This is a genomic window from Streptomyces luteireticuli (assembly GCF_041519305.1).
GTDB classification, from domain to species: Bacteria; Actinomycetota; Actinomycetes; order Streptomycetales; family Streptomycetaceae; genus Streptomyces; species Streptomyces luteireticuli.
This window is the reverse complement of sequence record NZ_CP167927.1, coordinates 2,126,025-2,146,931: the sequence shown is the minus strand read 5'-3', so window position 1 is coordinate 2,146,931 and position 20,907 is coordinate 2,126,025. Positions and strand designations below refer to the sequence as shown.

General features: G+C 73.5%; 21 protein-coding genes. 18 read left to right on the top strand and 3 right to left on the bottom strand.

The annotated features are described in order from the left end of the window. Positions 1–10 precede the first annotated feature (10 nt). From AB8735_RS08885 to AB8735_RS08870, 4 genes are all read left to right on the top strand, one after another. Entirely contained in the window at positions 11–1,378 is a 1,368-nt protein-coding gene (locus AB8735_RS08885; RefSeq protein WP_372406507.1) for an aldehyde dehydrogenase, read from the top strand. A gap of 401 nt (positions 1,379–1,779) precedes the next feature. Next, positions 1,780–2,580: a 3-oxoacyl-ACP reductase gene (locus AB8735_RS08880; RefSeq protein WP_372406504.1), complete on the top strand. Its 801-nt coding sequence runs from the start codon at positions 1,780–1,782 to the stop codon at positions 2,578–2,580. A gap of 115 nt (positions 2,581–2,695) precedes the next feature. Then, a complete protein-coding gene (locus AB8735_RS08875) occupies positions 2,696–3,976 on the top strand; it encodes a haloacid dehalogenase-like hydrolase (protein WP_372406503.1) in 1,281 nt (426 codons plus the stop codon). 120 nt (positions 3,977–4,096) lie between these two features. After that, complete coding sequence (locus AB8735_RS08870; RefSeq protein WP_344027529.1) at positions 4,097–4,966, top strand: ion transporter; 870 nt, start codon at positions 4,097–4,099, stop codon at positions 4,964–4,966. Here the strand turns inward: AB8735_RS08870 and AB8735_RS08865 are convergent. Beyond that, positions 4,939–5,496 carry a CGNR zinc finger domain-containing protein gene (locus AB8735_RS08865; protein ID WP_372406501.1) on the bottom strand — a complete coding sequence of 186 codons (558 nt, stop codon included), beginning with the start codon at positions 5,494–5,496 and terminating at the stop codon, positions 4,939–4,941. The two genes, AB8735_RS08870 and AB8735_RS08865, sit on opposite strands and share 28 nt — an antisense overlap. Positions 5,497–5,553: 57 nt before the next feature. Here AB8735_RS08865 and AB8735_RS08860 point away from each other — a divergent pair, with 57 nt between their 5' ends. The 3 genes from AB8735_RS08860 to AB8735_RS08850 all read left to right on the top strand — a co-directional run bounded on the left by AB8735_RS08860 (position 5,554) and on the right by AB8735_RS08850 (position 7,057). Beyond that, a complete protein-coding gene (locus AB8735_RS08860; RefSeq protein WP_344027533.1) occupies positions 5,554–6,216 on the top strand; it encodes an AzlC family ABC transporter permease in 663 nt (220 codons plus the stop codon). Further along, positions 6,213–6,518, top strand: a complete 306-nt coding sequence (locus AB8735_RS08855; RefSeq protein WP_372406499.1) for an AzlD domain-containing protein — start codon at positions 6,213–6,215, stop codon at positions 6,516–6,518. The genes AB8735_RS08860 and AB8735_RS08855 overlap by 4 nt, the downstream gene beginning before the upstream one ends. A gap of 104 nt (positions 6,519–6,622) precedes the next feature. Then, complete coding sequence (locus AB8735_RS08850) at positions 6,623–7,057, top strand: chaplin (RefSeq protein ID WP_372406498.1); 435 nt, start codon at positions 6,623–6,625, stop codon at positions 7,055–7,057. 7 nt (positions 7,058–7,064) lie between these two features. Here the strand turns inward: AB8735_RS08850 and AB8735_RS08845 are convergent, their stop codons facing one another. Further along, positions 7,065–8,282, bottom strand: a complete 1,218-nt coding sequence (locus AB8735_RS08845) for an alanine racemase (protein WP_372406497.1) — start codon at positions 8,280–8,282, stop codon at positions 7,065–7,067. Positions 8,283–8,469: 187 nt separating this feature from the next. Here AB8735_RS08845 and AB8735_RS08840 point away from each other — a divergent pair, with 187 nt between their 5' ends. The 4 genes from AB8735_RS08840 (at position 8,470) to AB8735_RS08825 (ending at position 12,748) form a co-directional block, all read left to right on the top strand. Continuing rightward, positions 8,470–9,282 carry a hypothetical protein gene (locus AB8735_RS08840; protein ID WP_372406495.1) on the top strand — a complete coding sequence of 271 codons (813 nt, stop codon included), beginning with the start codon at positions 8,470–8,472 and terminating at the stop codon, positions 9,280–9,282. Continuing rightward, entirely contained in the window at positions 9,279–10,436 is a 1,158-nt protein-coding gene (mycP, locus tag AB8735_RS08835) for a type VII secretion-associated serine protease mycosin (RefSeq protein ID WP_372406493.1), read from the top strand. Before AB8735_RS08840 ends, mycP begins: the two co-directional genes overlap by 4 nt. 676 nt (positions 10,437–11,112) lie before the next feature. Next, entirely contained in the window at positions 11,113–11,853 is a 741-nt protein-coding gene (locus AB8735_RS08830; RefSeq protein WP_344027545.1) for an SseB family protein, read from the top strand. Positions 11,854–11,932: 79 nt separating this feature from the next. After that, the gene (locus AB8735_RS08825; RefSeq protein WP_372406491.1) at positions 11,933–12,748 is read left to right on the top strand and encodes an MIP family channel protein; all 816 of its coding nucleotides are present in this window, start codon (positions 11,933–11,935) and stop codon (positions 12,746–12,748) included. A 3-nt stretch (positions 12,749–12,751) separates the two neighbouring features. Here AB8735_RS08825 and AB8735_RS08820 read toward each other — a convergent pair whose 3' ends face one another. Next, positions 12,752–13,135 (bottom strand): DUF1844 domain-containing protein, encoded by a 384-nt coding sequence (locus tag AB8735_RS08820; RefSeq protein ID WP_344027548.1) that lies wholly within the window; start codon positions 13,133–13,135, stop codon positions 12,752–12,754. A 357-nt stretch (positions 13,136–13,492) separates the two neighbouring features. On the opposite strand from AB8735_RS08820, the gene infC reads away from it, so the two are divergent. The 7 genes from infC to pheT all read left to right on the top strand — a co-directional run bounded on the left by infC (position 13,493) and on the right by pheT (position 20,815). Continuing rightward, positions 13,493–14,128, top strand: a complete 636-nt coding sequence (gene infC, locus AB8735_RS08815; protein WP_199894294.1) for a translation initiation factor IF-3 — start codon at positions 13,493–13,495, stop codon at positions 14,126–14,128. Positions 14,129–14,251: 123 nt separating this feature from the next. Beyond that, the gene (rpmI, locus tag AB8735_RS08810) at positions 14,252–14,446 is read left to right on the top strand and encodes a 50S ribosomal protein L35 (protein WP_016576627.1); all 195 of its coding nucleotides are present in this window, start codon (positions 14,252–14,254) and stop codon (positions 14,444–14,446) included. Positions 14,447–14,541: 95 nt separating this feature from the next. Then, positions 14,542–14,928, top strand: a complete 387-nt coding sequence (rplT, locus tag AB8735_RS08805) for a 50S ribosomal protein L20 (protein ID WP_004944290.1) — start codon at positions 14,542–14,544, stop codon at positions 14,926–14,928. Between the two features lie 102 nt (positions 14,929–15,030). Next, positions 15,031–15,885, top strand: coding sequence for an RNA methyltransferase (locus AB8735_RS08800; RefSeq protein WP_344027554.1), 855 nt, complete (start codon positions 15,031–15,033; stop codon positions 15,883–15,885). 57 nt (positions 15,886–15,942) lie between these two features. Continuing rightward, on the top strand, positions 15,943–17,043 hold the full coding sequence (locus AB8735_RS08795; RefSeq protein ID WP_372406486.1) for an ATP-binding protein: 1,101 nt from the start codon (positions 15,943–15,945) through the stop codon (positions 17,041–17,043). 146 nt (positions 17,044–17,189) lie between these two features. Next, positions 17,190–18,308, top strand: a complete 1,119-nt coding sequence (gene pheS, locus AB8735_RS08790) for a phenylalanine--tRNA ligase subunit alpha (RefSeq protein ID WP_344027558.1) — start codon at positions 17,190–17,192, stop codon at positions 18,306–18,308. Further along, entirely contained in the window at positions 18,308–20,815 is a 2,508-nt protein-coding gene (gene pheT / locus AB8735_RS08785; RefSeq protein WP_372406484.1) for a phenylalanine--tRNA ligase subunit beta, read from the top strand. The genes pheS and pheT overlap by 1 nt, the downstream gene beginning before the upstream one ends. The last annotated feature ends 92 nt before the right edge of the window (positions 20,816–20,907 follow it).

The following is a 20,907-nucleotide window of genomic DNA, read 5'->3' as shown; positions in this document are numbered from 1 at the left end:
GACGTGAGTGGTGGACCTGGAGATCCTCAACCCGGCGACCGAGGAGGTCGTCGCCACCGTCCCCGCCGCGACGGCGGAGGACGTCGACGCCGCCGTCCGGCGGGCCGCGGCCGCACAGCGCTCCTGGGCCGGGCTCGCGCCCGGCGACCGCGCCCGGCTGCTGCGCCGCTTCGCCGCCGTCGTGGACGAGCACCTGGAGGAGCTCGCCCTCCTGGAGGTGCGCGAGGCCGGCCACCCCCTCGGCAGCGCCCGCTGGGAGGCGGGCAACGTCCGTGACCTGCTGGACTATTCGGCCGGGGGAGCGGAGCGGCTGCTCGGACAGCAGATCCCCGTCGCCGGCGGGCTGGACGTCACCTTCCACGAACCGCTCGGCGTCGTCGCCGTCGTCGTCCCGTGGAACTTCCCGATGCCCATCGCGGCGTGGGGGTTCGCGCCGGCGCTCGCGGCGGGCAACGCGGTCGTCGTCAAACCGGCGGAGACGACGCCGCTGACCGCTCTCCGGCTGGCCGAACTGGCCCTGGAAGCCGGGCTTCCGGAGGGTGTGCTCCATGTGCTGCCCGGCACCGGCCCGGTGGCGGGCGACGCGCTCGTCCGGCATCCGGGCGTCGCCAAGGTCGTCTTCACCGGCTCCACCGCGGTGGGCAAGAGCATCATGGCGACGTGCGCGGACCGGGTGAAGCGGGTGACGCTCGAACTCGGCGGCAAGAGCGCGAACATCGTCTTCGCGGATGCGGACGTCGAACGGGCCGCCGCGGCCGCGCCGTCCTCCTTCCTCGACAACGCCGGCCAGGACTGCTGCGCGCGCAGCCGCATCCTGGTGGAACGGTCCGTGTACGACCGCTTCATGGAACTCCTGGAACCGGCCGTGCTGGGGGTGGCGGTGGGGGATCCCTCGGACCCCGCGACGGGGATGGGCCCGCTGATCTCCGCGGCGCAGCGGGAGCGGGTCCGCTCGTACGTACCGGAGTCCGCGCCCGCCGCGATCCGTGGAACGGCTCCTTCCGGGAAGGGCTTCTGGTACCCCGCCACGGTGCTGGAGGGCTCCCCCGGGGACCGGGTGGCACAGGAGGAGGTCTTCGGCCCTGTCGCCGTCGTCATCCCCTTCGAGGACGAGGCGGAGGCGGTGCGGATCGCCAACGCGACGGAGTACGGGCTGTCCGGGTCGGTCTGGACGCGGGACGTGTCCCGGGCGCTGCGGGTCTCGCGGGCGGTCGAGGCGGGGAATCTGTCGGTGAACTCGCACAGCAGCGTGCGGTACGGGACGCCGTTCGGCGGCTTCAAGCAGTCGGGGTTGGGGAGGGAGTTGGGGCCGGGGGCGGTGGCGGCGTTCACGGAGGTGAAGAATGTTTTTGTGGCGGTGGAGGGGGGTGGGGTCTGAGGTGGGGGTGTTTGCCCCTGGCCCGCCCTTTCGCCGTTTCCCCGGGGCGGGGCCCCGGACCCGGTACCGCGGCTTCGCCGCGGTGGGCGGGGGCTGCGCCCCCTGCACCCCTGCTTCCGGGGCTCCGTCCCTGGCCCCCGTTTGTCGCGGCTTCGCCGCTCGTCCTCAAGCGCCGGACGGGCTGATATTCAGCCCGTCCGGCGCTTGAGGACAGCGCCCGAAGGGCGCTTCAGGGGTCCAGGGGGCGAAGCCCCCGGTGGGGTGCAGGGGCGAAACCCCGCCACCCGCGCGGAGCGTGGTGTCGGCCCCGGGGCGCAGCCCCGGAAGAAACGGTGAAAGGGCGGGCCAGGGGCAAACACCCCCACCCCAGCCCCCAACAACCCCCGCAGAAAGGAACCCCCTTGACCGACAACCCCACCCCCACCCCCACCCCCTACAGCCACCGCCTCCCCAACCGCACAGCCGTCATCACCGGCGCCGCCGGCGGCATCGGCCTCGCCACCGCCCGCCGTCTCGCCGCCGAGGGCGCCAACGTCGTCTGCGCCGACATCGACGAGAAGGCGGGCCAGGCGGCGGCCGACGACGTCGGCGGGCTCTTCGTCCGCACCGACGTCACGGACCAGGACCAGGTGGAAGCCCTCTTCCGGGCAGCCCACGACACCTACGGCTCCGTCGACATCGCGTTCAACAACGCCGGCATCTCACCCCCTGAGGACGACTCCATCCTCACCACCGGCCTCGACGCCTGGCGCCGCGTCCAGGACGTCAACCTCACCTCCGTCTACCTCTGCTGCAAGGCCGCCCTGCCGTACATGCGCCGTCAGGGCAAGGGCTCGATCATCAACACCGCCTCCTTCGTCGCCGTCCTCGGCTCGGCGACCTCGCAGATCAGCTACACCGCGTCCAAGGGCGGGGTCCTCGCCCTCTCCCGCGAACTGGGCGTGCAGTTCGCCCGCGACGGGATCCGCGTCAACGCCCTCTGCCCGGGCCCGGTGAACACCCCGCTGCTCAAGGAGCTGTTCGCCAAGGACCCGGAGCGGGCGGCGCGCCGGCTCGTCCATGTGCCCGGCGGACGGTTCGCCGAGGCCGAGGAGATCGCCGCCGCCGTCGCCTTCCTCGCCAGCGACGACGCGTCGTTCGTGAACGCGGCGGAGTTCCTCGTGGACGGGGGCATCTCGGGGGCCTATGTGACCCCCCAGTAAAGGTTCTGCCAGTAAGGGCTCTGTAAGGTCCGTGATCAGATGCCGGGACCGTCGCCCGTCAAAAGCGTCGGTCCCGCGATCGGATTCGTCCCTACGAAGAGCACTAAGAGAACGCATGCGAAAGAAGTACGCCACCGCCGTCGGCTTCGTGATCACCGCAGCCCTCGCCGCCTCGGTCCCCTCCGCCACCGCGGCCCCCGCCGCCCCGTCGGCCGCGGCCCGTGCCCACTGCCCGCAGCTGGACAAGAACATCCCGTGGTTCGGCACCAACCGCGCCAAGCTCCAGCGGATGATCGACGAGCGCGGCACCTGCTCCGGCCGGACCGGCGGACCCCGCCCGGTCGCCGCCTTCGACTGGGACAACACCGTCGTCAAGAACGACATCACGGACGCCACCCTGGCCTGGGCCCTCAAGCACGACCGGATCCTGCGGCCCAAGAGCTGGAAGGACACCAGCAAGTGGCTGACCCCGGCCGCGGACCGCGCGCTGACGAAGGCGTGCGGCACGTCCGTCCCCGTGGGCAAGCCGCTCCGCACCTCCAAGAACGTCCGCTGCGCCGACGAGATCTTCGAGATCCGCGAGAAGTCGAGGACGATGGCCGGTGACGCCGCCTTCGCGGGCGACTGGAACCACCGCCGCACGGTCCCGGCGTACGCCTGGATCCCCCAGCTGTTCTCCGGCCACACCCCGGCCGAGCTCGGGAAGATCGCCGACCGCGCCCGCACCGAGCAGCTCGCCGCGCCCGTCGGCAGCAAGCAGACCGTCGGCACCCACACCATCGCCGGCTACGTCCGCTACTACGACCAGCAGAAGGACCTGATCCGCACCCTCAAGGCGGCCGGTTTCGACGTCTACATCGTCTCCGCCTCCTCCGAGCCCATCGCCGAGGCCTGGTCCGGCGGCGTCGGCCTCGACAAGGCCCACACCATCGGCATCCGCAGCATCGTCAAGAAGGGCAAGCTGACCCCGGGCATCAAGGGCTGCGGCGACGTCAAGGACGGCATGGGCGAGGCCCTGCCGTACATGGACGGCAAGCGCTGCATGATCAACGAGAACATCTTCAAGATCAAGGGCGCCAAGGCCTGGCAGAAGCAGGACTTCGCCCACCGCATCGCGCTCGGCGCGGGCGACGCCGACACGGACGTCACCTTCGTCGACGACGCCACCGGCGCCCACCTGGCGATCAACCGCAACAAGGCCGAGCTGATGTGCCGCGCCTACGACAACGAGGACGGCCGCTGGGTCGCCAACCCGATGTTCATGGACCCGATGCCGCGCAAGTCGGGCAAGTACACCTGCTCCACCGCCGCGTACACCCGCCCCGACGGCACGGTCGTCCCGGTCCGCCGCCACGACGGTTCGGTCATCCCGGACCAGCTGGACAGCGCCGCCTGAGCCGCGCGTTCCCGCTGGACCGGAGCCCCGCCGCCCGCGAGGACGGCGGGGCTCCGCGCGCCCCCTAAGATCAACTTCTCGGAACGGGGGCGTGGCGCACGAAGGCGAGGAACGGGAAAAGTGAACAAGGTCGGCCCACTGGCCCGGCGCTGCCGTCGCATCACCGACGCCGCCTGGTTCTCCACCCTCGCCTTCGTCCTCATCCTCGCCAACGCCGCCGTCCTGGGCCTGGAGACATACGCGGGCTTCAAGGCCCGCTACGACGCCCAACTCACCGTCGTCGAGGACGTCTTCCTCGCCGCCTTCGCCGCCGAGACCGTCTTACGGGCCCTTTCCCACGCCGACCGCCCGCGCGCCTACTTCCGCGACCCCTGGAACGTCTTCGACCTCGGCGTCCTCCTCCTCGCCGGACTGCCCTTCGCGCAGCAGAACGCCACGGCCCTGCGGCTGTTGCGCCTCGCCAGGGTGCTCCGGGCCGCGCGTTTCCTGCCGCAACTGCGCGTCATCATCGTCGCCGTCGGCAAGAGCCTGCCCGGGACGGTCAGTTTCCTGCTGGTCGGCACGTTGCTGCTGTACGTCTACGCGATGGTCGGCTGGGTCTTCTTCGCCGACGACGATCCGCAGCACTACGGCTCCATCGGCCGGGCGGCGCTGACGCTCTTCCTGCTGATGACGCTGGACGGGCTGGGCGACGCGGTGCGCGGCGGGCTGGAGATCTCCCGCTGGAGCATCGTCTACTTCGCCTCGTACGTCCTCCTCGCCTCCTTCGTCCTCGTCAACCTCCTCATCGGGGTGGTCATCCAGTCCCTGGAGGAGGCCCACCGCGCGGAGGCCCGCCGGGAACGCCCGGCCGCGGACACCGACGCCGAGCGGTTGCGCGACCGCATAGCCACCGCTCGCGCGGCCCTCGACGACCTGGAGGAAGGGCTGGCCGAGCTGGAGCGGGAGACGGCCGGCGGCCGTCAGGAACGGCCCCGCGTGCGCGCGTAGTGGCGGCGGGCGCGGGCCCGGTTGCCGCAGTCGCCCGAGCTGCACCAGCGGCGGGTGCCGCCGCGGCTGCGGTCCAGGAAGAACCAGCCGCAGCCGGGGCCTTCGCAGCGGCGGACGCGGGGGAGCAGGGCGGGGTCGGAGAGCAGCTCCTCCGCGTGCAGGGCCAGGGCGTCGACGGGCCCCGAGGGTCGCCGGGTCAGGGGGAACACGGGCCGGGGCGTGGCGTGTTCGCGGGCGCGGCGGATCGCCTCCATGAGGGCGTGCCAGGCATCCTCCGGCGGCGGCTCGTCGTCCACGAGCGCGTCCAGGATCGGCCACAGGGTGGCGCGCAGCGCGGGGAGGCCGGCGAAGGTGCCCGGGGCGGCGGGCAGTCCGGCCGCCGCGGCCCACCGCCGCCAGGCGACCGGGCCGGTCACTCGCTCCGTACTGCGCTTCGGATCCGTGCGCCAGGCCACGGTGTTGGCGAAGTCGAGCACGGGATGTCCGGCGATGAGGGGTACATCTGCTTCGGGGGTGGTTGTCGCGGTCACCGGGCCATCCTAAATATTCTCATGCCCAAATAGCGTCATGGCTGTTAGCCTCCGATCATGAACAGCAGTTTCCGCGCCGGCCTCAAGGTCGGCTCCGGGCTGGCCGCGGCCGCGTTCCTGCTCGCCGTCACCTTCGGGGCGGTCGCCCGGGGGCAGGGCTGGGGGCAACTGGCGCCCGTGCTCTGTTCCTTGGTCGTCTTCTCCGGCTCGGCGCAGTTCGCCCTGCTCGCGACGCTGGGCGCCGGAGGAGGCGTGGCCGCCGCCGTCACCGCCGCCGCGCTCATCAACAGCCGCTTCCTGCCGATGGGGATCGCCGTCGCCGGGGACCTGCGCGGTGGAAGGCTGCGCCGGGCGCTGGAGGGGCAGGCGGTCGTCGACGCGTCGTGGGCCGCGGCGCACCTCGGTGGCGGGCGCTTCGACCGGTGGCTGTTGTTCGGTGCGACGGTGATCCAGTGGCCCGCGTGGGTCGCGGGCACCGCGCTGGGCGTCGTCCTCGCCCCGGACGCGGAGCTGCTGCACCGGCTCGGGCTGGACGTCCTCACCCCCGCGTTGTTCACGGCCCTGCTCCTCGACGAGGTGCGCGGGGAGCGCGCCAACCGGCTGCCGGCGCTGCTCGGTGCGGCCCTCGCGGGAGCGCTGGTCCTCTTCCTGCCGACCGGGCCCGCGCTCATCGGCGCGGCGGCGGCCGCGCTCATATCCCTGCGGAGGCCCGCGCGATGACCCTCTGGTTCGCCATCGGCGCGATAGCGCTGATCAGTTTCGCCTTCAAGGCCGTCGGCCCCGCGGTCCTGGGTGACCGCGAACTTCCCGACCGCGCACGGTCGGTGATCGCCCTCGTCGCCCCCGCGCTGCTGGCGGGCTTTGTGGTCGTGGACGTCGCCGGGCCCGGCTGGGGCTCCCTCGACCTCACGGTCGTCGCCGGGCTGCTGGCCGTGGTCGTCCTGCGGCTGCTGCGGGCGCCGCTGATGGTGGCGATGGTGGGGGCGGTGGTGGTGACGGCGGTGCTGCGGCTCGCGGGGTGATTCCTTTATGTCCACTGCCAAGGACCCGTACGGGTGAAAAGGTGTCAGTTCATCTGATGAATGGGGAAATCTCCGGCTGAACTCACGCACCTCGGAGGAACCCCATGCCCCGCTCCCGCACAGCCTTCCCCCTGATCGCCGCTGCCGCGGTCGCCCTCCTCACCGGAGGCGTCGCCTCCGCCACCGACGGGCCGCACGACCGCGGTCATGAGCACTGCCACGAGCGCCACCACGAGTCCGGCTATGAGCACAGCCACGACTACGGCCGTGACTACGGCCATGAGCACGGACGCGGCGGATACGAGCACGGCCGTGGCGGATACGAGCACGAGCACGGCCGTGGCGGATACGAGCACGAGCACGGGCGCGGCGGGTACGAGCGCGAGCGCGAGCGGGCGTGGGCCGAGCACTCGCCCGGTGTTCTGTCGGGGAACGTCGTCGAGACGCCGGTCCGCATCCCGGTCAATGTGTGCGGGGACAGCGTCGACGCCCTCGCGGCGCTCAACCCGAGCATGGGGAACGTCTGCAAGGTCCACTGACCGGAGGTCAGAGGAAGGTGCGGCCCTCGCCCCGGTACGTCGGGGCGGTGCCCACCACCTCCTCGCCCTCGATCAGATGCAACGCCGCGAAGCGCTCGGACAGTTCGCCCGCCTTCGCGTGCCGGAACCACACCTTGTCGCCGACCAGCAGGTCGTCCGCCGCGTGGCCCAGCAGCGGCGTCTGCACCTCGCCCGCTCCCTCCCGGCGCGTCAGCCGGAGGCCCTCCGGGAGGTACGGGACCGGCAGCCGGTCGGGGCCGGCCGCGCCGGACGCCGGGTAGCCGCCGCCGAGGACGGTCACCACGCCCACGCCGGGGCGGCGGACGACCGGCAGCGCGAACAGGGCGGCGGGGTGGGGCCGGAAGGATGTGTAGTGGTCGAAGAGGCGCGGCGCGAACAGCCCCGACCCGGCGGCCACTTCCGTGACGGCCGCCTCCGCCGCGGTGTGCTGCACACTGCCCGTACCGCCGCCGTTGACGAACTCCAGCTCCGCGACTTCCCGTACGGCCCGTACCGCCTCCGCCCTGCGCGTGGCCAGTTCGCGCCGGGCCGCGCCCTGCAGGATGCGGACGGCCCGGGAGTACAGCGGCCGCCCCGCCACCGCGTCGGCCACGCCCGCCACATGGGCCTCGTACGCCATCAGTCCCACCAGCCGGAAGCCCGGGCGGCGGACGACGGACCGGGCCAGTGCGGCGAGGCGGGCCGGGTCGTGGACGGGGGAGCGGAGCGCCCCCACGCGCACCCGGCCGCCGAGAAGTCTCAGTGAGGTGTCCAACTCCAGACATATCCGGATCTGTTGTCGCCCGGTGCGGGCACGGTCGATGAGGGACAGCTGGACCGGGTCGTCGACCGTCACCGTCACCGCCCGCGCCAGCCGGGCGTCCGAGGAGAGCTCGGCGAATCCGGCCCGGTCGGCGGACGGATAGGCCAGTAGCACGTCGTCGAAGCCCGAACGGGCCAGCCACAGCGACTCGGCGAGCGTGTGCGTCATCACCCCCGCGAAGCCCCCGTGCCCCAGCACCCGCTCCAACAGGGCGCGGGAACGCACCGACTTGGTGGCCACCCGGACCGGCTTGCCCCCCGCCCGCCGCACCAGGTCCGCCGCGTTGGCGTCGAAGGCCCGCAGGTCGACCACGGCCAGCGGGGCGTCCAGGTGCGCGGTGGCCCGGTCGTAGCGGGCCCGGTCGGCGAAGGGACCGGTGGCATGTGCGAAGGCGGGCGTCATGGGGCGCAGCCTGCCAGAGGCGATTACCGCGGGGTAGAGGTCCGACCGGCCGCGAATGGCCCCCGGAGCGCGGTCCCCCGTAGAGTGGGCGCGGCACTACGGGGGTGCCCGGACGTGACGGAACCGGCCTGCCCCGCAAGGCAGTCGGAGGCCGGCGGGGCAGCGGGCCGGGCGGGGGAGCGCAGGTTTGACCACCGAAGCGGAACGGGTGCGTACGGTCGTGCCTCCGCCTCCCGCGTATCCCCCGTCCCCGCCCCCTGCCCCACCGGCGCGGCGTTCGGCGGCGGCCGCCGCCGTCTGCGCCGTCCTCGGCCTCGGGCTCGTCGCCGGTGCCGCGGTGGGCGGCAGGCTCACCGCCCCGCCGTCGCGGACGGCCGCGGAGGCCGCCTACGAGCGCGGCGGCACGCTCTGGTCGGACGTACCGGTGGACGAGCTGTTCCCGCGCACCGTGCACGCCCCCGACGCCGGACCGGGCGGCGCCAGCCGCGACTGGACGCGCCTGGGCGTCGCCCCCGACGGCGACTGCGCGCCGGGCCTCGACCCCGCGCTGGCCGCGGCCCTGCGGCCGGCCGGCTGCCGGCGGCTGTTGCGCGCCACCTACGCGGACGCCACGTCCACCACCGTCACCACGGTCGGCCTGCTGATCACCGGGACGGACCGGGCGGGGATGCGCGCCCTGCGCTCCCGCGTCGCCGCCGGGCGGCTCGACACGCGCACCGACATGCTGCCGCGCCCGTACGCCCCGCCCGGCACCGTCGCCGACCGCTTCGGCGACGCACAGCGCGCGAGCTGGTGGCTCGCGGTGCGCGACGACCTCCCGCTCGTCGTCTGGTCCGTCACCGGCTTCGCCGACGGGCGCACCGGCACACCGCTCCAGCCCGCCGCGCGGGCGGTGGCGCCCGACGCGGCGTCGGACGTCGCCCAGGCCGGACTCGGCCACGACGCGCGGGCGTTGGCGGCGCGGATCGAGTCCGCGTTCCGCGCGGCGGTGCGGCGATGAGGCGCGTCCCGGCCGCGCTGCTGCTCGCCCTCGGCTTCACCGCCGCCGGGCTCGCGCCGCCCGCCTCGGCCGACGTCATCCGCGCCCAGGAGTGGGGGCTCGACGCCGTGCACGCGCAGGAGGCGTGGCGCACCACCCGGGGCGCGGGCGTCACCGTCGCCGTCCTCGACACCGGGGTGGACGCCACCCACCCCGACCTGCGCGGCCGCGTCCTGCCCGGCAAGGACCTCGTCGGCTTCGGGGCCGAGCGCGGGGACCGCTCCTGGGCCCGACACGGCACGGCCATGGCCGGGATCGTCGCCGGGCGCGGACACGGGCCCGGCGACGCCGACGGGGTCGTCGGCGTCGCGCCCGAGGCCAGGATCCTGCCGGTGCGGGTGATCCTGGAGGAGGGCGACCCCGCCCGCTCCCGGGCCCGGGGCGCGCGCGGCAGCGCCCTCGCGGAGGGCATCCGCTGGGCCGCGGACCACGGCGCGGACATCATCAACCTGTCGCTGGGCGACGACAGCGCGACGGCGCACCCGGATCCCGGGGAGGACGCGGCCGTGCGCTACGCGCTGGCGCGCGGTGCGGTGGTCGTCGCCTCGGCCGGCAACGGGGGCGAGCACGGGGACCGTGTCTCGTACCCCGCCGCGTACCCCGGCGTCATCGCCGTGACCGCCGTCGACCGCTACGGCGGGCGGGCCGCGTTCTCCACGCGGCGGTGGTACGCGGCCGTGTCCGCGCCCGGCGTCGACGTCGTCATCGCCGACCCCGACCGGCGCTACTACGAGGGCTGGGGCACGAGCGCCGCGGCCGCCTTCGTCTCGGGGGCGGCGGCGCTGCTGCGCTCCGCGCACCCCGGGCTGAGCCCGTCGCGGGTGCGACGGCTGCTCGTCGAGACGGCACGGAACGGGCCGGCGGGCGGGCGGGACGATGCACTGGGGGCGGGCGTGGTGGATCCGGCGGCGGCGATCGGGCGGGCGTCGTCGGACCCGGGGCCGCTGGGGTCCGTGGCCGCGCCCCGCTACTTCGGGGACGGGCCCCGGCCTCGGCCCGGTGCGCCGGGCCGGGGGCGGGGGGCTGGTGTGATCGCGTGGGGGGCGGGTGTGGTGGGTGGGGTGTTGTTGGTGGGGGCGGGGGTGTTGTGGGTGGCGGGTCGGAGGGTGGGGTGAGGTTTGCCCCGGTCCCGCCCTTTCACCGTTTCTTCCGGGGGCTCCGCCCCCTCGGCCCGGCATCGCGCTGCCGCGCGGTGGGCGGGGCTGCGCCCCTGCGCCCTGGCGGGGGCTGCGCCCCCTGCGCCCCTGCTTCCGGGGCTTCGCCCCTGGCCCCCTTTTTCGGGGCTCCGCCCCGGACCCCGTTTGTCGCGGCTCCGCCGCTCGTCCTCAAACGCCGGACGGGCTGGAGTGCGCGCCCCCGCCTGAAATCCTCACGCCTGAAATCCTCACGCCTGAAATCCTCACGCCTGAAAACCTCACGTGGGAAATCCGGCCCGGGCGCACAAACCAGCCCGTCCGGCGCTTGAGGACAGCGCCCGGAGGGCGCTTCGGGGGCCAGGGGCGCAGCCCCGGTCGGGGCCTAGCGGGCGTAACCGGGCAGGGGCCCAGGGGCGCAGCCCCGGTCAGGGCCCGACGGGCGCAACCCGAGCGGGGGCCAGGGGGCGCAGCCCCCGGTGGGGCGCAGGGGCGAAGCCCCGCCCACCCGCGCGAAGCGCGGGCCTTCGCGCGCGGCAGCGCGCAGCGGGGTCCCGCAGGGGCGCAGCCCCTGCGGGAAACGGCGAAAGGGCGGGCCAGGGGCAGACCCCCCCACCCCCCACCCCCCACCCCCCACCACCCCCGATACCCTCACCCCGTGGCCCTCAAGAACATCCCGGACCCCGGTTTCTCCGACGACGACGGCTCCGCCGACCCCGTACTCGCCGAGGCGCTCGCCGCCTGGTCGGCCGGGGAGCCGGACGCCGAGGCGAGGGTGCTGGCCGCGCTCGGCGGCGCCCGCCTGCTCGTGCCCGTCGTCGCGCTGCTCGGCGAGGTGGAGACCGGCCCCGACGGGCTCAAGCGCGAGAAGACCAGTGACATGGCCGTACCGACGCTGCAGGCCCCGGACGGCCGCCGCGCGCTGCCCGCCTTCACCTCGCTGGAGACCCTCGCGCGCTGGCGCGCGGACGCCCGGCCCGTGGCCGTCCCCCTGCACCAGGCCCTCCAGGCCGCCGCCCACGAGAAGGCGGACACGATCGTGCTGGACCTGGCGGGTCCCGTCACCTATCCGCTGACGGGCCCGGCCCTGCTCGCCCTCGCGGAGGGCCGCACCAGCGCCGACCCGCTCGCGGACCCGTCCGTCGCCGAGGCGCTGCGCGGCGTGCTGGAGGCCGAGGAGGGCGTCGTCCGGGCGCACCTCGTCCCCGGCCAGGACGACGCGGACGGCACGCTCGCGCTCGCGCTGGCCGACGGCGCGGCCCCCGCCGAGGTGGCGCAGCGGATCGCCGGCGCGCTCGCCGCGGACGAGGTGCTGCGGGCCCGTCTGGTGCGCGGGCTGGACCTGGCCCTGCTGCAGCCCGGCGCGCAGGTGCCCGGCGAGCCGCTGTTCACGCGCTGAGTTCACGCGCTGAACAGGCGCCCCGGGGAGGACCGTCCGACAATGCGAGGAAGGTCCACGAGATCCCCTGGAGGACGCCATGGACGCCAAGCTGGACCCCCTGAAGCTTGACCCCGTGGAGACGCGGACGGTGGCGGCCGAGTTCATCGGCACGCTGCTGCTGGTCTTCTTCGCCGTGGGGTCCGCCGTCCTCGCGGCGGACTACATCGGCGCCCTCGGCATCGCCCTGGCCTTCGGGTTCACCCTTCTGGCCCTCGCCTACGCGCTGGGGCCGATCTCCGGGTCCCACCTCAACCCCGCGGTGACCCTCGCGATGCTGCTGGAGGGCAGGCTCGCGCTGCGCACGGCGATCGAGTACTGGATCGCGCAGTTCGTCGGCGCCATCGTCGGCGCGGCGCTGCTGCTCCTGCTGGCCAAGCAGGTGCCGGGGCTGAACATCGACGGCACCTTCGGCACCAACGGCTACGGCGACCGTTCCGCGGTGCACATCAACACCGGCGGCGCGTTCCTCGCCGAGGTCGTCCTGACCTTCCTGCTGGTGTTCGTGTGGCTCGCGGTGACGCACAAGGTCGCCGTGGTCGGCTTCGGACCGCTGGCGCTCGGCTTCGTCCTGGCGCTGATCCACCTCGTCGGCGTCCCGCTGACCGGCGCCTCGGTGAACCCGGCGCGGAGCCTGGGCCCGGCCGTCTTCGCGGGCGGCAAGGCCCTGTCCCAGTGGTGGCTGTTCCTCGTCGCGCCGGCGATCGGCGCCGTGCTGGCGACCTTCGCCCACCAGGTCGTCCAGCCGCGCGGCGCGCCCGTGCTGATCGCGGACGAGCGCGCCCTGGGGGCCCACCGGGCGGCGGAGCAGCCGCCGGCGCCGGGGGAGCCGCAGCCCCCGGCAGGGGAGCAGTAGATCTCAGCCGAAGACGGGGCCGGTGTACTTCTCGCCCGGCCCCTGCCCCGGCTCGTCCGGCACGACCGACGCCTCGCGGAAGGCCAGCTGGAGCGACTTGAGCCCGTCGCGCAGCGGACCCGCGTGGAAGTTGCTGATCTCGGTGGCGCTCGCGGTGACCAGACCGGCGAGGGCCGTGATCAGCTTGCGCGCCTCGTCCAGATCCTTGTGCTGGTCGCCTTCCTCGGCCAGGCCGAGGTTGACGGCGGCGGAGCTCATCAGGTGCACGGCCACCGTGGTGATCACCTCGACCGCCGGGACGTCGGCGATGTCGCGCGTCATGGTGTCGAAGTCGGGGGCCTGGTCGGTGGACTGAGCAGGGGAATCGGGGGACTTGGGGTCACTCATGGGCGACACGATACGTGCCGGTGGAGAATCGGTTTGTCATGGGTTCGCACCCCTGCTCCCCGGCTGGTAAAGTGAGGGATCGACCGGTCGGTCATTCACGTGTCCGACCCACAAGTGGAGGCTCCGCACTCCCACCTCGCCGGCTCCGGGCCGGCAGGTCTCCGGTCAGACGGCCACCATCGTTCCGTACGGACGATGGAGCCGTCCGAGATGCGCCCCGCGGCTCACCGTGGTGGTGCTCCGGTTGTCTGGAGCCCCGCCTGTGTCCCGTCCGGGGCATTTTTCATGCGGTGCATGAAAAATACGCCGGCGCGGTTGGTCTTTACGAAACGTTACGCGGCAGCCCGCCAGGCGGCCGTGTGGTGCTACCGAGGAGGATCCATCAGCGCCGAGCCCCGCATCAACGACCGGATTCGCGTTCCCGAGGTGCGACTTGTCGGTCCCAGCGGCGAGCAGGTCGGCATTGTGCCGCTTGCCAAGGCCCTGGAGCTTGCGCAGGAGTACGACCTCGACCTGGTCGAGGTGGCGGCCAACGCCCGCCCGCCGGTCTGCAAGCTCATGGACTACGGGAAGTTCAAGTACGAGTCGGCCATGAAGGCCCGTGAGGCGCGCAAGAACCAGGCGCACACGGTCATCAAGGAGATGAAGCTCCGGCCGAAGATCGACCCGCACGACTACGACACCAAGAAGGGTCACGTCGTCCGGTTCCTCAAGCAGGGCGACAAGGTCAAGATCACGATCATGTTCCGTGGTCGCGAGCAGTCCCGGCCCGAGCTGGGCTACCGACTGCTGCAGCGGCTCGCGGAAGACGTCCAGGACCTGGGTTTCGTGGAGTCGAACCCCAAGCAGGACGGCCGCAACATGATCATGGTCCTCGGTCCGCACAAGAAGAAGACCGAGGCGATGGCCGAAGCCCGCGAGGCCCAGGCCGCGCGCAAGGCCGAGCGCCAGGGCACTTCCGGCGCGGACGCCGAGGAGCCCGCAGAGGCGTGATCCCGGGGCGCTCGCGCCCCGGTTCACCCGGGGCTCCGGCCCCGGACACCAAACGAACACAGCTGACGCTCCAGTGCGCCCGCACCACGGGCGGGGAGCGCCACCGACGAGGAGATACGGCGCATGCCGAAGAACAAGACGCACAGCGGTGCCAGCAAGCGCTTCAAGGTCACCGGCTCCGGCAAGGTCCTGCGCGAGCGCGCCGGCAAGCGCCACCTGCTCGAGCACAAGTCGTCCCGTGTGACGCGTCGCCTCACCGGCAACGCCGAGATGGCCCCGGGCGACGCCGCGAAGATCAAGAAGCTTCTCGGCAAGTGAGTCGGGGCGCGCAAGCGCCCGACTCCCCGACCGGGACCCAATCGTTTCCGGGTCGTGTGAGAATCAACCACGGCCCCGCTACAAGGAGTTAACAAGTGGCACGCGTCAAGCGCGCAGTCAACGCGCACAAGAAGCGCCGGGCGATCCTGGAGCAGGCCTCCGGTTACCGTGGCCAGCGGTCGCGTCTGTACCGCAAGGCCAAGGAGCAGGTCACCCACTCGCTGGTCTACAACTACAACGACCGCAAGAAGCGCAAGGGCGACTTCCGTCAGCTGTGGATCCAGCGCATCAACGCCGCTGCCCGCCAGAACGGCATGACCTACAACCGCCTCATCCAGGGTCTGAAGGCCGCCAACATCGAGGTGGACCGCAAGATCCTGGCCGAGCTCGCGGTCAACGACATGAACGCGTTCGCCGCGCTCGTCGAGGTCGCCCAGAAGGCGCTGCCGGCCGACGTCAACGCGCCGAAGGCTGCCGCCTGAGCTACTGAGCCGTAAGGCTCCCGCCCGGACCCGCAGGCCCCTCGGCCTGCGGGTCCGGCTGCTGTACGGACCGTCCCAGGAAACGAATCGAGCCACCGCCACATGGGCACCCCCGAGCTGATCTCCCCCCGTTCCCCCCGCGTCGTCGCCGCCCGCCGGCTGGCCAAGCGGAGCTTCCGGGTCAAGGAGCGGCGCTTCCTCGCGGAGGGCCCGCAGGCCGTGCGCGAGGCGATCGAGCACCGCAGCGGCGGTGAGCCCACGCTGCTGGAGCTCTTCGCGACCGTGGACGCCGCCGAGCGGCACGCGGAGATCGTCGGTGCGGCGCTGGCGGCCCGGGTCCCGGTGCACCTCGCCTCCGACGCCGTGGTCGCCGACCTCTCGCAGACCGTGACCCCGCAGGGCCTGGTCGGCGTCTGCCGCTTCCTGGACAGCCCCTTCGAGGAGATCCTCGCCGCCCGGCCGCGGCTGGTCGCCGTCCTCGCGCATGTGCGCGACCCCGGCAACGCCGGCACGGTGCTGCGCTGCGCGGACGCTGCCGGAGCGGACGCGGTCGTGCTCACCGACGCCTCCGTCGACCTCTACAACCCCAAGTCCGTGCGGGCCTCGGTGGGTTCCCTGTTCCATCTGCCGGTCGCGGTCGGCGTCCCCGTCGAGCAGGCCGTGCGCGGCCTGCAGGAGGCCGGGGTGCGGATCCTGGCGGCCGACGGCGCGGGCGAGCGCGACCTGGACGCCGAGCTGGACCGCGGCGCCATGGGCGGCCCCACCGCCTGGGTCTTCGGCAACGAGGCCTGGGGGCTGCCGGAGGAGACCCGCGCGCTGGCGGACGAGGTGGTGCGCGTCCCCATCCACGGCAAGGCCGAGAGCCTCAACCTCGCGACGGCCGCCGCCGTGTGCCTGTACGCCTCGGCCCGTGCGCAGCGCGCGTCCGGAGGGTGCCGCTCTGTTACCTCCAGCTAGTAGGGTGACGCACCTGGGGCTCGGGAGGGGGCGTCGGGTGTGAGTGGGAGAACTGCCGTGGACTCCGGGTCCGGGGCCGCCGTCGCCGTCGACGGCGCGGGCGCGGTGCTGCACCCGGACGACCTGCCCGACGGCCTCGTCGTCGCCGACGCGTCGGGCCGCGTGGTCTGCTTCAACGCCGCGGCCGCCCGCATCACCGCCCTGCCGGCCGGCGAGGCGCTCGGGCGCCCGCTGGAGAGCGCCCTGCCGCTGGAAGATCTGGACGGGCGCCGCTGGTGGCGGCTGACCGATCCCTACGGCGGGCTCTCCACCCGCACCGGCCAGCCGGAGCGCAATCTGCTGCTGCCCGGCGGCCGCGAGGTGCTGGTCTCCGCCCGCTATGTGCGCGAGCGGCCCGGCGGTCCGGTGGTGCGGCTCGTCGTCCAGCTGCGCGGCACCGAGGCGCGCCGGCGTACCGAGCGCAGCCATGCCGAGCTGATCGCCACCGTCGCCCACGAGCTGCGCTCGCCGCTGACCTCCGTCAAGGGCTTCACGGCCACCCTGCTGGCCAAGTGGGAGCGGTTCACCGACGATCAGAAGCGGCTGATGCTGGAGACCGTGGACGCCGACGCCGACCGGGTCACCCGGCTCATCGCCGAGCTGCTGGACATCTCCCGCATCGACTCCGGCCGGCTGGAGGTGCGCCGTCAGCCGGTCGACATGACCGGGGCGGTGCGCCGGCACGTCGCCGCCCAGACCGCGCGCGGGCAGCGGCCCGACCGTTTCGTGATCAAGGTGGTGGAGCCGCTGCCGCCGCTGTGGGCCGATCCGGACAAGATCGACCAGGTGCTGGGCAACCTCCTGGAAAACGCGGTGCGCCACGGCGACGGAACGGTCACCATGGAGGTGGCACCGGCCATCACGAGCGCCGGTACGCAAGGAACGGCGGTCACCGTGAGCGATGAGGGTCCCGGCATCCCGGAGGGGGCGATGACCCGCGTCTTCACCCGCTTCTGGCGGGGCAGCAAGCGCGGTGGCACCGGCCTGGGCCTGTACATCGTCAAGGGCATCGTCGAGGCCCACGGCGGGACGATCACCGTCGGACGGGCCGAGCGCGGCGGCGCCCGGTTCCGATTTACCCTGCCCGTGAGTGCCCCGGCCTTCCTCTCGCAGAGCTGAGGCCCCGGCCCCTCGGGCCCATCAGGACCCCCTCGCCCCTTAGACTCGACCTTTGGCGGCTTTTTGGCACCAAGTCGTCCGGGCGAAAAAACCGCGTGGCAGCACCGCCGCCGGTCCATGCCAGCCAGTCGGAAGCACGGGAAGAGATGTCGGCACCCAACAAGTCGTACGACCCTGTCGAGGTCGAGGCACTGAAACCGGAAGAGATCGAGCGCATGCGGGACGAGGCGCTCGCCGCCTTCGCCGCGGCCGCCGACCTGGATGCCCTTCGGGAGGCAAAGACCGCCCACACCGGCGACCGTTCCCCGCTGGCCCTCGCCAACCGTGAGATCGGCGCCCTGCCGCCGCAGGCCAAGGCCGACGCCGGCAAGCGCGTGGGCATGGCCCGCGGTGCCGTGAACAAGGCGTTCGGCGCCCGCATGGCCGAGCTGGAGGCGGAGCGCGACGCCCGCGTGCTGGTCGAGGAGGCGGTGGACGTCACGCTGCCGTACGACCGCGTGCCGGCCGGCGCCCGCCACCCGCTGACCACCTTCATGGAGCGCGTCGAGGACGTCTTCGTGGCCATGGGCTACGAGGTCGCCGAGGGCCCCGAGGTCGAGGCGGAGTGGTTCAACTTCGACGCCCTCAACTTCGAGCCGGACCACCCGGCCCGCGCCATGCAGGACACCTTCTTCGTGGCCGGTCCCAAGAAGGACGAGTCCGGCGTCGTGCTGCGCACCCACACCTCCCCGGTGCAGGTCCGCTCGATGCTCGACCGCGAGCCGCCCGTCTACGTGGTGTGCCCCGGCCGGGTCTACCGCACGGACGAGCTGGACGCCACCCACACCCCGGTCTTCCACCAGATCGAGCTCCTCGCCATCGACGAGGGCCTGACCATGGCGGACCTCAAGGGCACCATCGAGCACATGGTCCGCTCGCTGTTCGGCGAGGGCCTCACGACCCGGCTGCGCCCGAACTACTTCCCGTTCACCGAGCCGTCCGCCGAGCTGGACATGCAGTGCTACGTGTGCCGCGGCGAGTCCGTCGGCAACCCGGAGCGCCCCTGCCGCACCTGCTCCAGCGAGGGCTGGATCGAGCTGGGCGGCTGCGGCATGGTCAACCCCCGGGTGCTGGTGGCCGCGGGCATCGACCCGGAGAAGTACAGCGGATTCGCCTTCGGGTTCGGCATCGAGCGGATGCTGATGTTCCGCCACAACGTCGAGGACATGCGAGACATGGTCGAGGGTGACGTGCGCTTCACCCGGCCGTTCGGGATGGAGATCTGATGCGCGCCCCGCTTTCCTGGCTGCGGGAATACGTCGACCTGCCGGCGGGTGAGACCGGCCGCGACGTGCAGGCCAAGCTCGTCTCCGCGGGTCTGGAGGTCGAGCGCGTCGAGCACCTCGGCGCCGACCTCACCGGCCCGCTGGCCGTCGGCAAGGTCCTCACCATCGAGGAGCTGGAGGGCTTCCGCAAGCCGATCCGCTTCTGCACCGTCGACGTCGGCACCGCCAACGGCACCGGCGAGCCGCAGGAGATCGTCTGCGGCGCCCGTAACTTCGCCGTCGGCGACAAGGTCGTCGTGGCCCTGCCCGGCGCCGTCCTCCCCGGCGACTTCGCCATCGCCGAGCGCAAGACCTACGGCAAGGTCTCCCGCGGCATGATCTGCTCCGGCGACGAGCTGGGCATGGGCGACGACGGCACGCACGGCATCATCGTGCTGCCGCCGGAGGCCGAGGTCGGCAGCGACGCCATCGCGCTGCTGGAGCTGCGCGACGACGTCCTCGACATCGCCGTCACCCCCGACCGCGGCTACTGCCTCTCGCTGCGCGGCATCGCCCGCGAGACCGCCACCGCCTACGGGCTCCCGCTGCGCGACCCGGCCCTGCTGGACGTGCCCGCGCCCAACTCGTACGGCTACCCGGTCTCCGTCGCCGACCCGGCCGGCTGCGACCGCTTCACCGCCCGCACCGTCACCGGCCTCGACCCCGAGGCGCGCTCCCCGATCTGGCTCCAGCGCCGGCTGCAGAAGGCCGGCATGCGCCCGGTCTCCCTCACCGTCGACGTCACCAACTATGTGATGCTCGAGCTGGGCCAGCCGCTGCACGCCTACGACCGCTCCCGCGTCGCCGGCACCATCGGCGTCCGCCGCGCCGAGGCCGGCGAGAAGCTGACCACCCTCGACGGCACCAAGCGCGTCCTGGACGCCGAGGACCTGGTCATCACCGACGACAACGGCCCCATCGGCCTCGCCGGTGTCATGGGCGGCGCGACCACCGAGATCGCGGACGCCGCCGAGGGCGGCAGCACCGAGGTCGTCATCGAGGCCGCGCACTTCGACGCCGTCTCCATCGCCCGCACCGCCCGCCGCCACAAGCTGTCCTCCGAGGCGTCCAAGCGCTTCGAGCGCGGCGTGGACCCGCAGGCGGCCTCCGCCGCCGCGCAGCGCACCGTCGACCTGCTGGTGCTGCTCGCCGGGGGCACCCCCGAGGCCGGCGTCACCGAGTTCGCCGCGCCCGGCGCCCCGCGCTCCATCCCGCTGCGCGCCGACCACCCCGACAAGGTGGCCGGTGTGGAGTACGGCCGGGAGACCGTCGTCCGCCGCCTCCAGGAGGTCGGCTGCGACGTCTACGGGCAGGACGAGCTGATCGTCACCGTGCCCAGCTGGCGCCCCGACCTCACCGACCCCAACGACCTCGCCGAGGAGGTCATCCGGCTGGAGGGCTACGAGAACCTGCCCTCCACCCTGCCCAAGCCGCCCGCCGGCCGCGGTCTGACCGCCCGCCAGCGGCTGCACCGCCGGGTCGGCCGCGCGCTGGCCGGTGCCGGCTATGTCGAGGCCCCCAGCTACCCGTTCATCGGCGACTGGGCCCTCGACCACCTCGGCCTGGAGGCCGACGACCCGCGCCGCCTGACCGTGCGCCTGCTCAACCCCCTCTCCGAGGCCGAGCCCGCGCTGCGCACCACCCTGCTGCCGGGGCTGTTCGCCGCGCTGCGCCGCAACGACAGCCGGGGCGAGCACGACCTGGCGCTCTTCGAGACCGGCCTGGTCTTCCGGCCCACCGGCGAGGAGCTCCCGGCCACCCGCCTCCCGGTGGACCGCCGGCCCACCGACGAGGAGATCGCCGGGCTGAACGCGGCGCTGCCGCACCAGCCGCGCCGTGCCGCCGTCGTCCTGGCCGGGGCGCGCGAGCGCACCGGCTGGTGGGGCCAGGGCCGTCCGGCCTCCTGGGCGGACGCCGTCGAGGCCGGCCGTGCCGTGGCCCGCGAGGCCGGCGTCGAGCTGATCGTCCGCCAGGACCAGCAGGCGCCCTTCCACCCGGGCCGCTGTGCCGCGCTGCTCGCCGTGGTCGACGGCGAGGAGGTGCTTGTGGGCAACGCCGGTGAGCTCCACCCGCGCGTCATCAAGGCGTTCGGCCTGCCCGAGCGCACCTGCGCCATGGAGATCGAGCTGGACCGCCTGGAGAAGGCCGGTGCCGGTGCTCTGGAGGCCCCGCGCATCTCCACCTTCCCGGTGGCCACCCAGGACGTCGCGCTCGTCGTCGACGCGTCGGTGCCGGCCGGCGACGTCGAGGCCGCGCTGCGCTCCGGCGCCGGCGAACTCCTCGAGTCGCTGCGGCTGTTCGACGTCTTCACCGGCGAACAGCTCGGCGGGGGAAAGAAGTCGCTGGCCTACGCGCTGCGCTTCCGCGCCGCCGACCGGACGCTGACCGCCGACGAGGCGTCCGCCGCCCGTGATGCCGCGGTGGCCGCGGCCGTCGAGCGCACCGGTGCGGTGCTGCGCGGCGCCTAGTCGCTGCCGCGGTACGCGGACGTGGGGCGCCCCGGATCTCCGGGGCGCCCCACGTGTATCTCCGGCCCCTTGGCCCCCACCACCTCCGACCG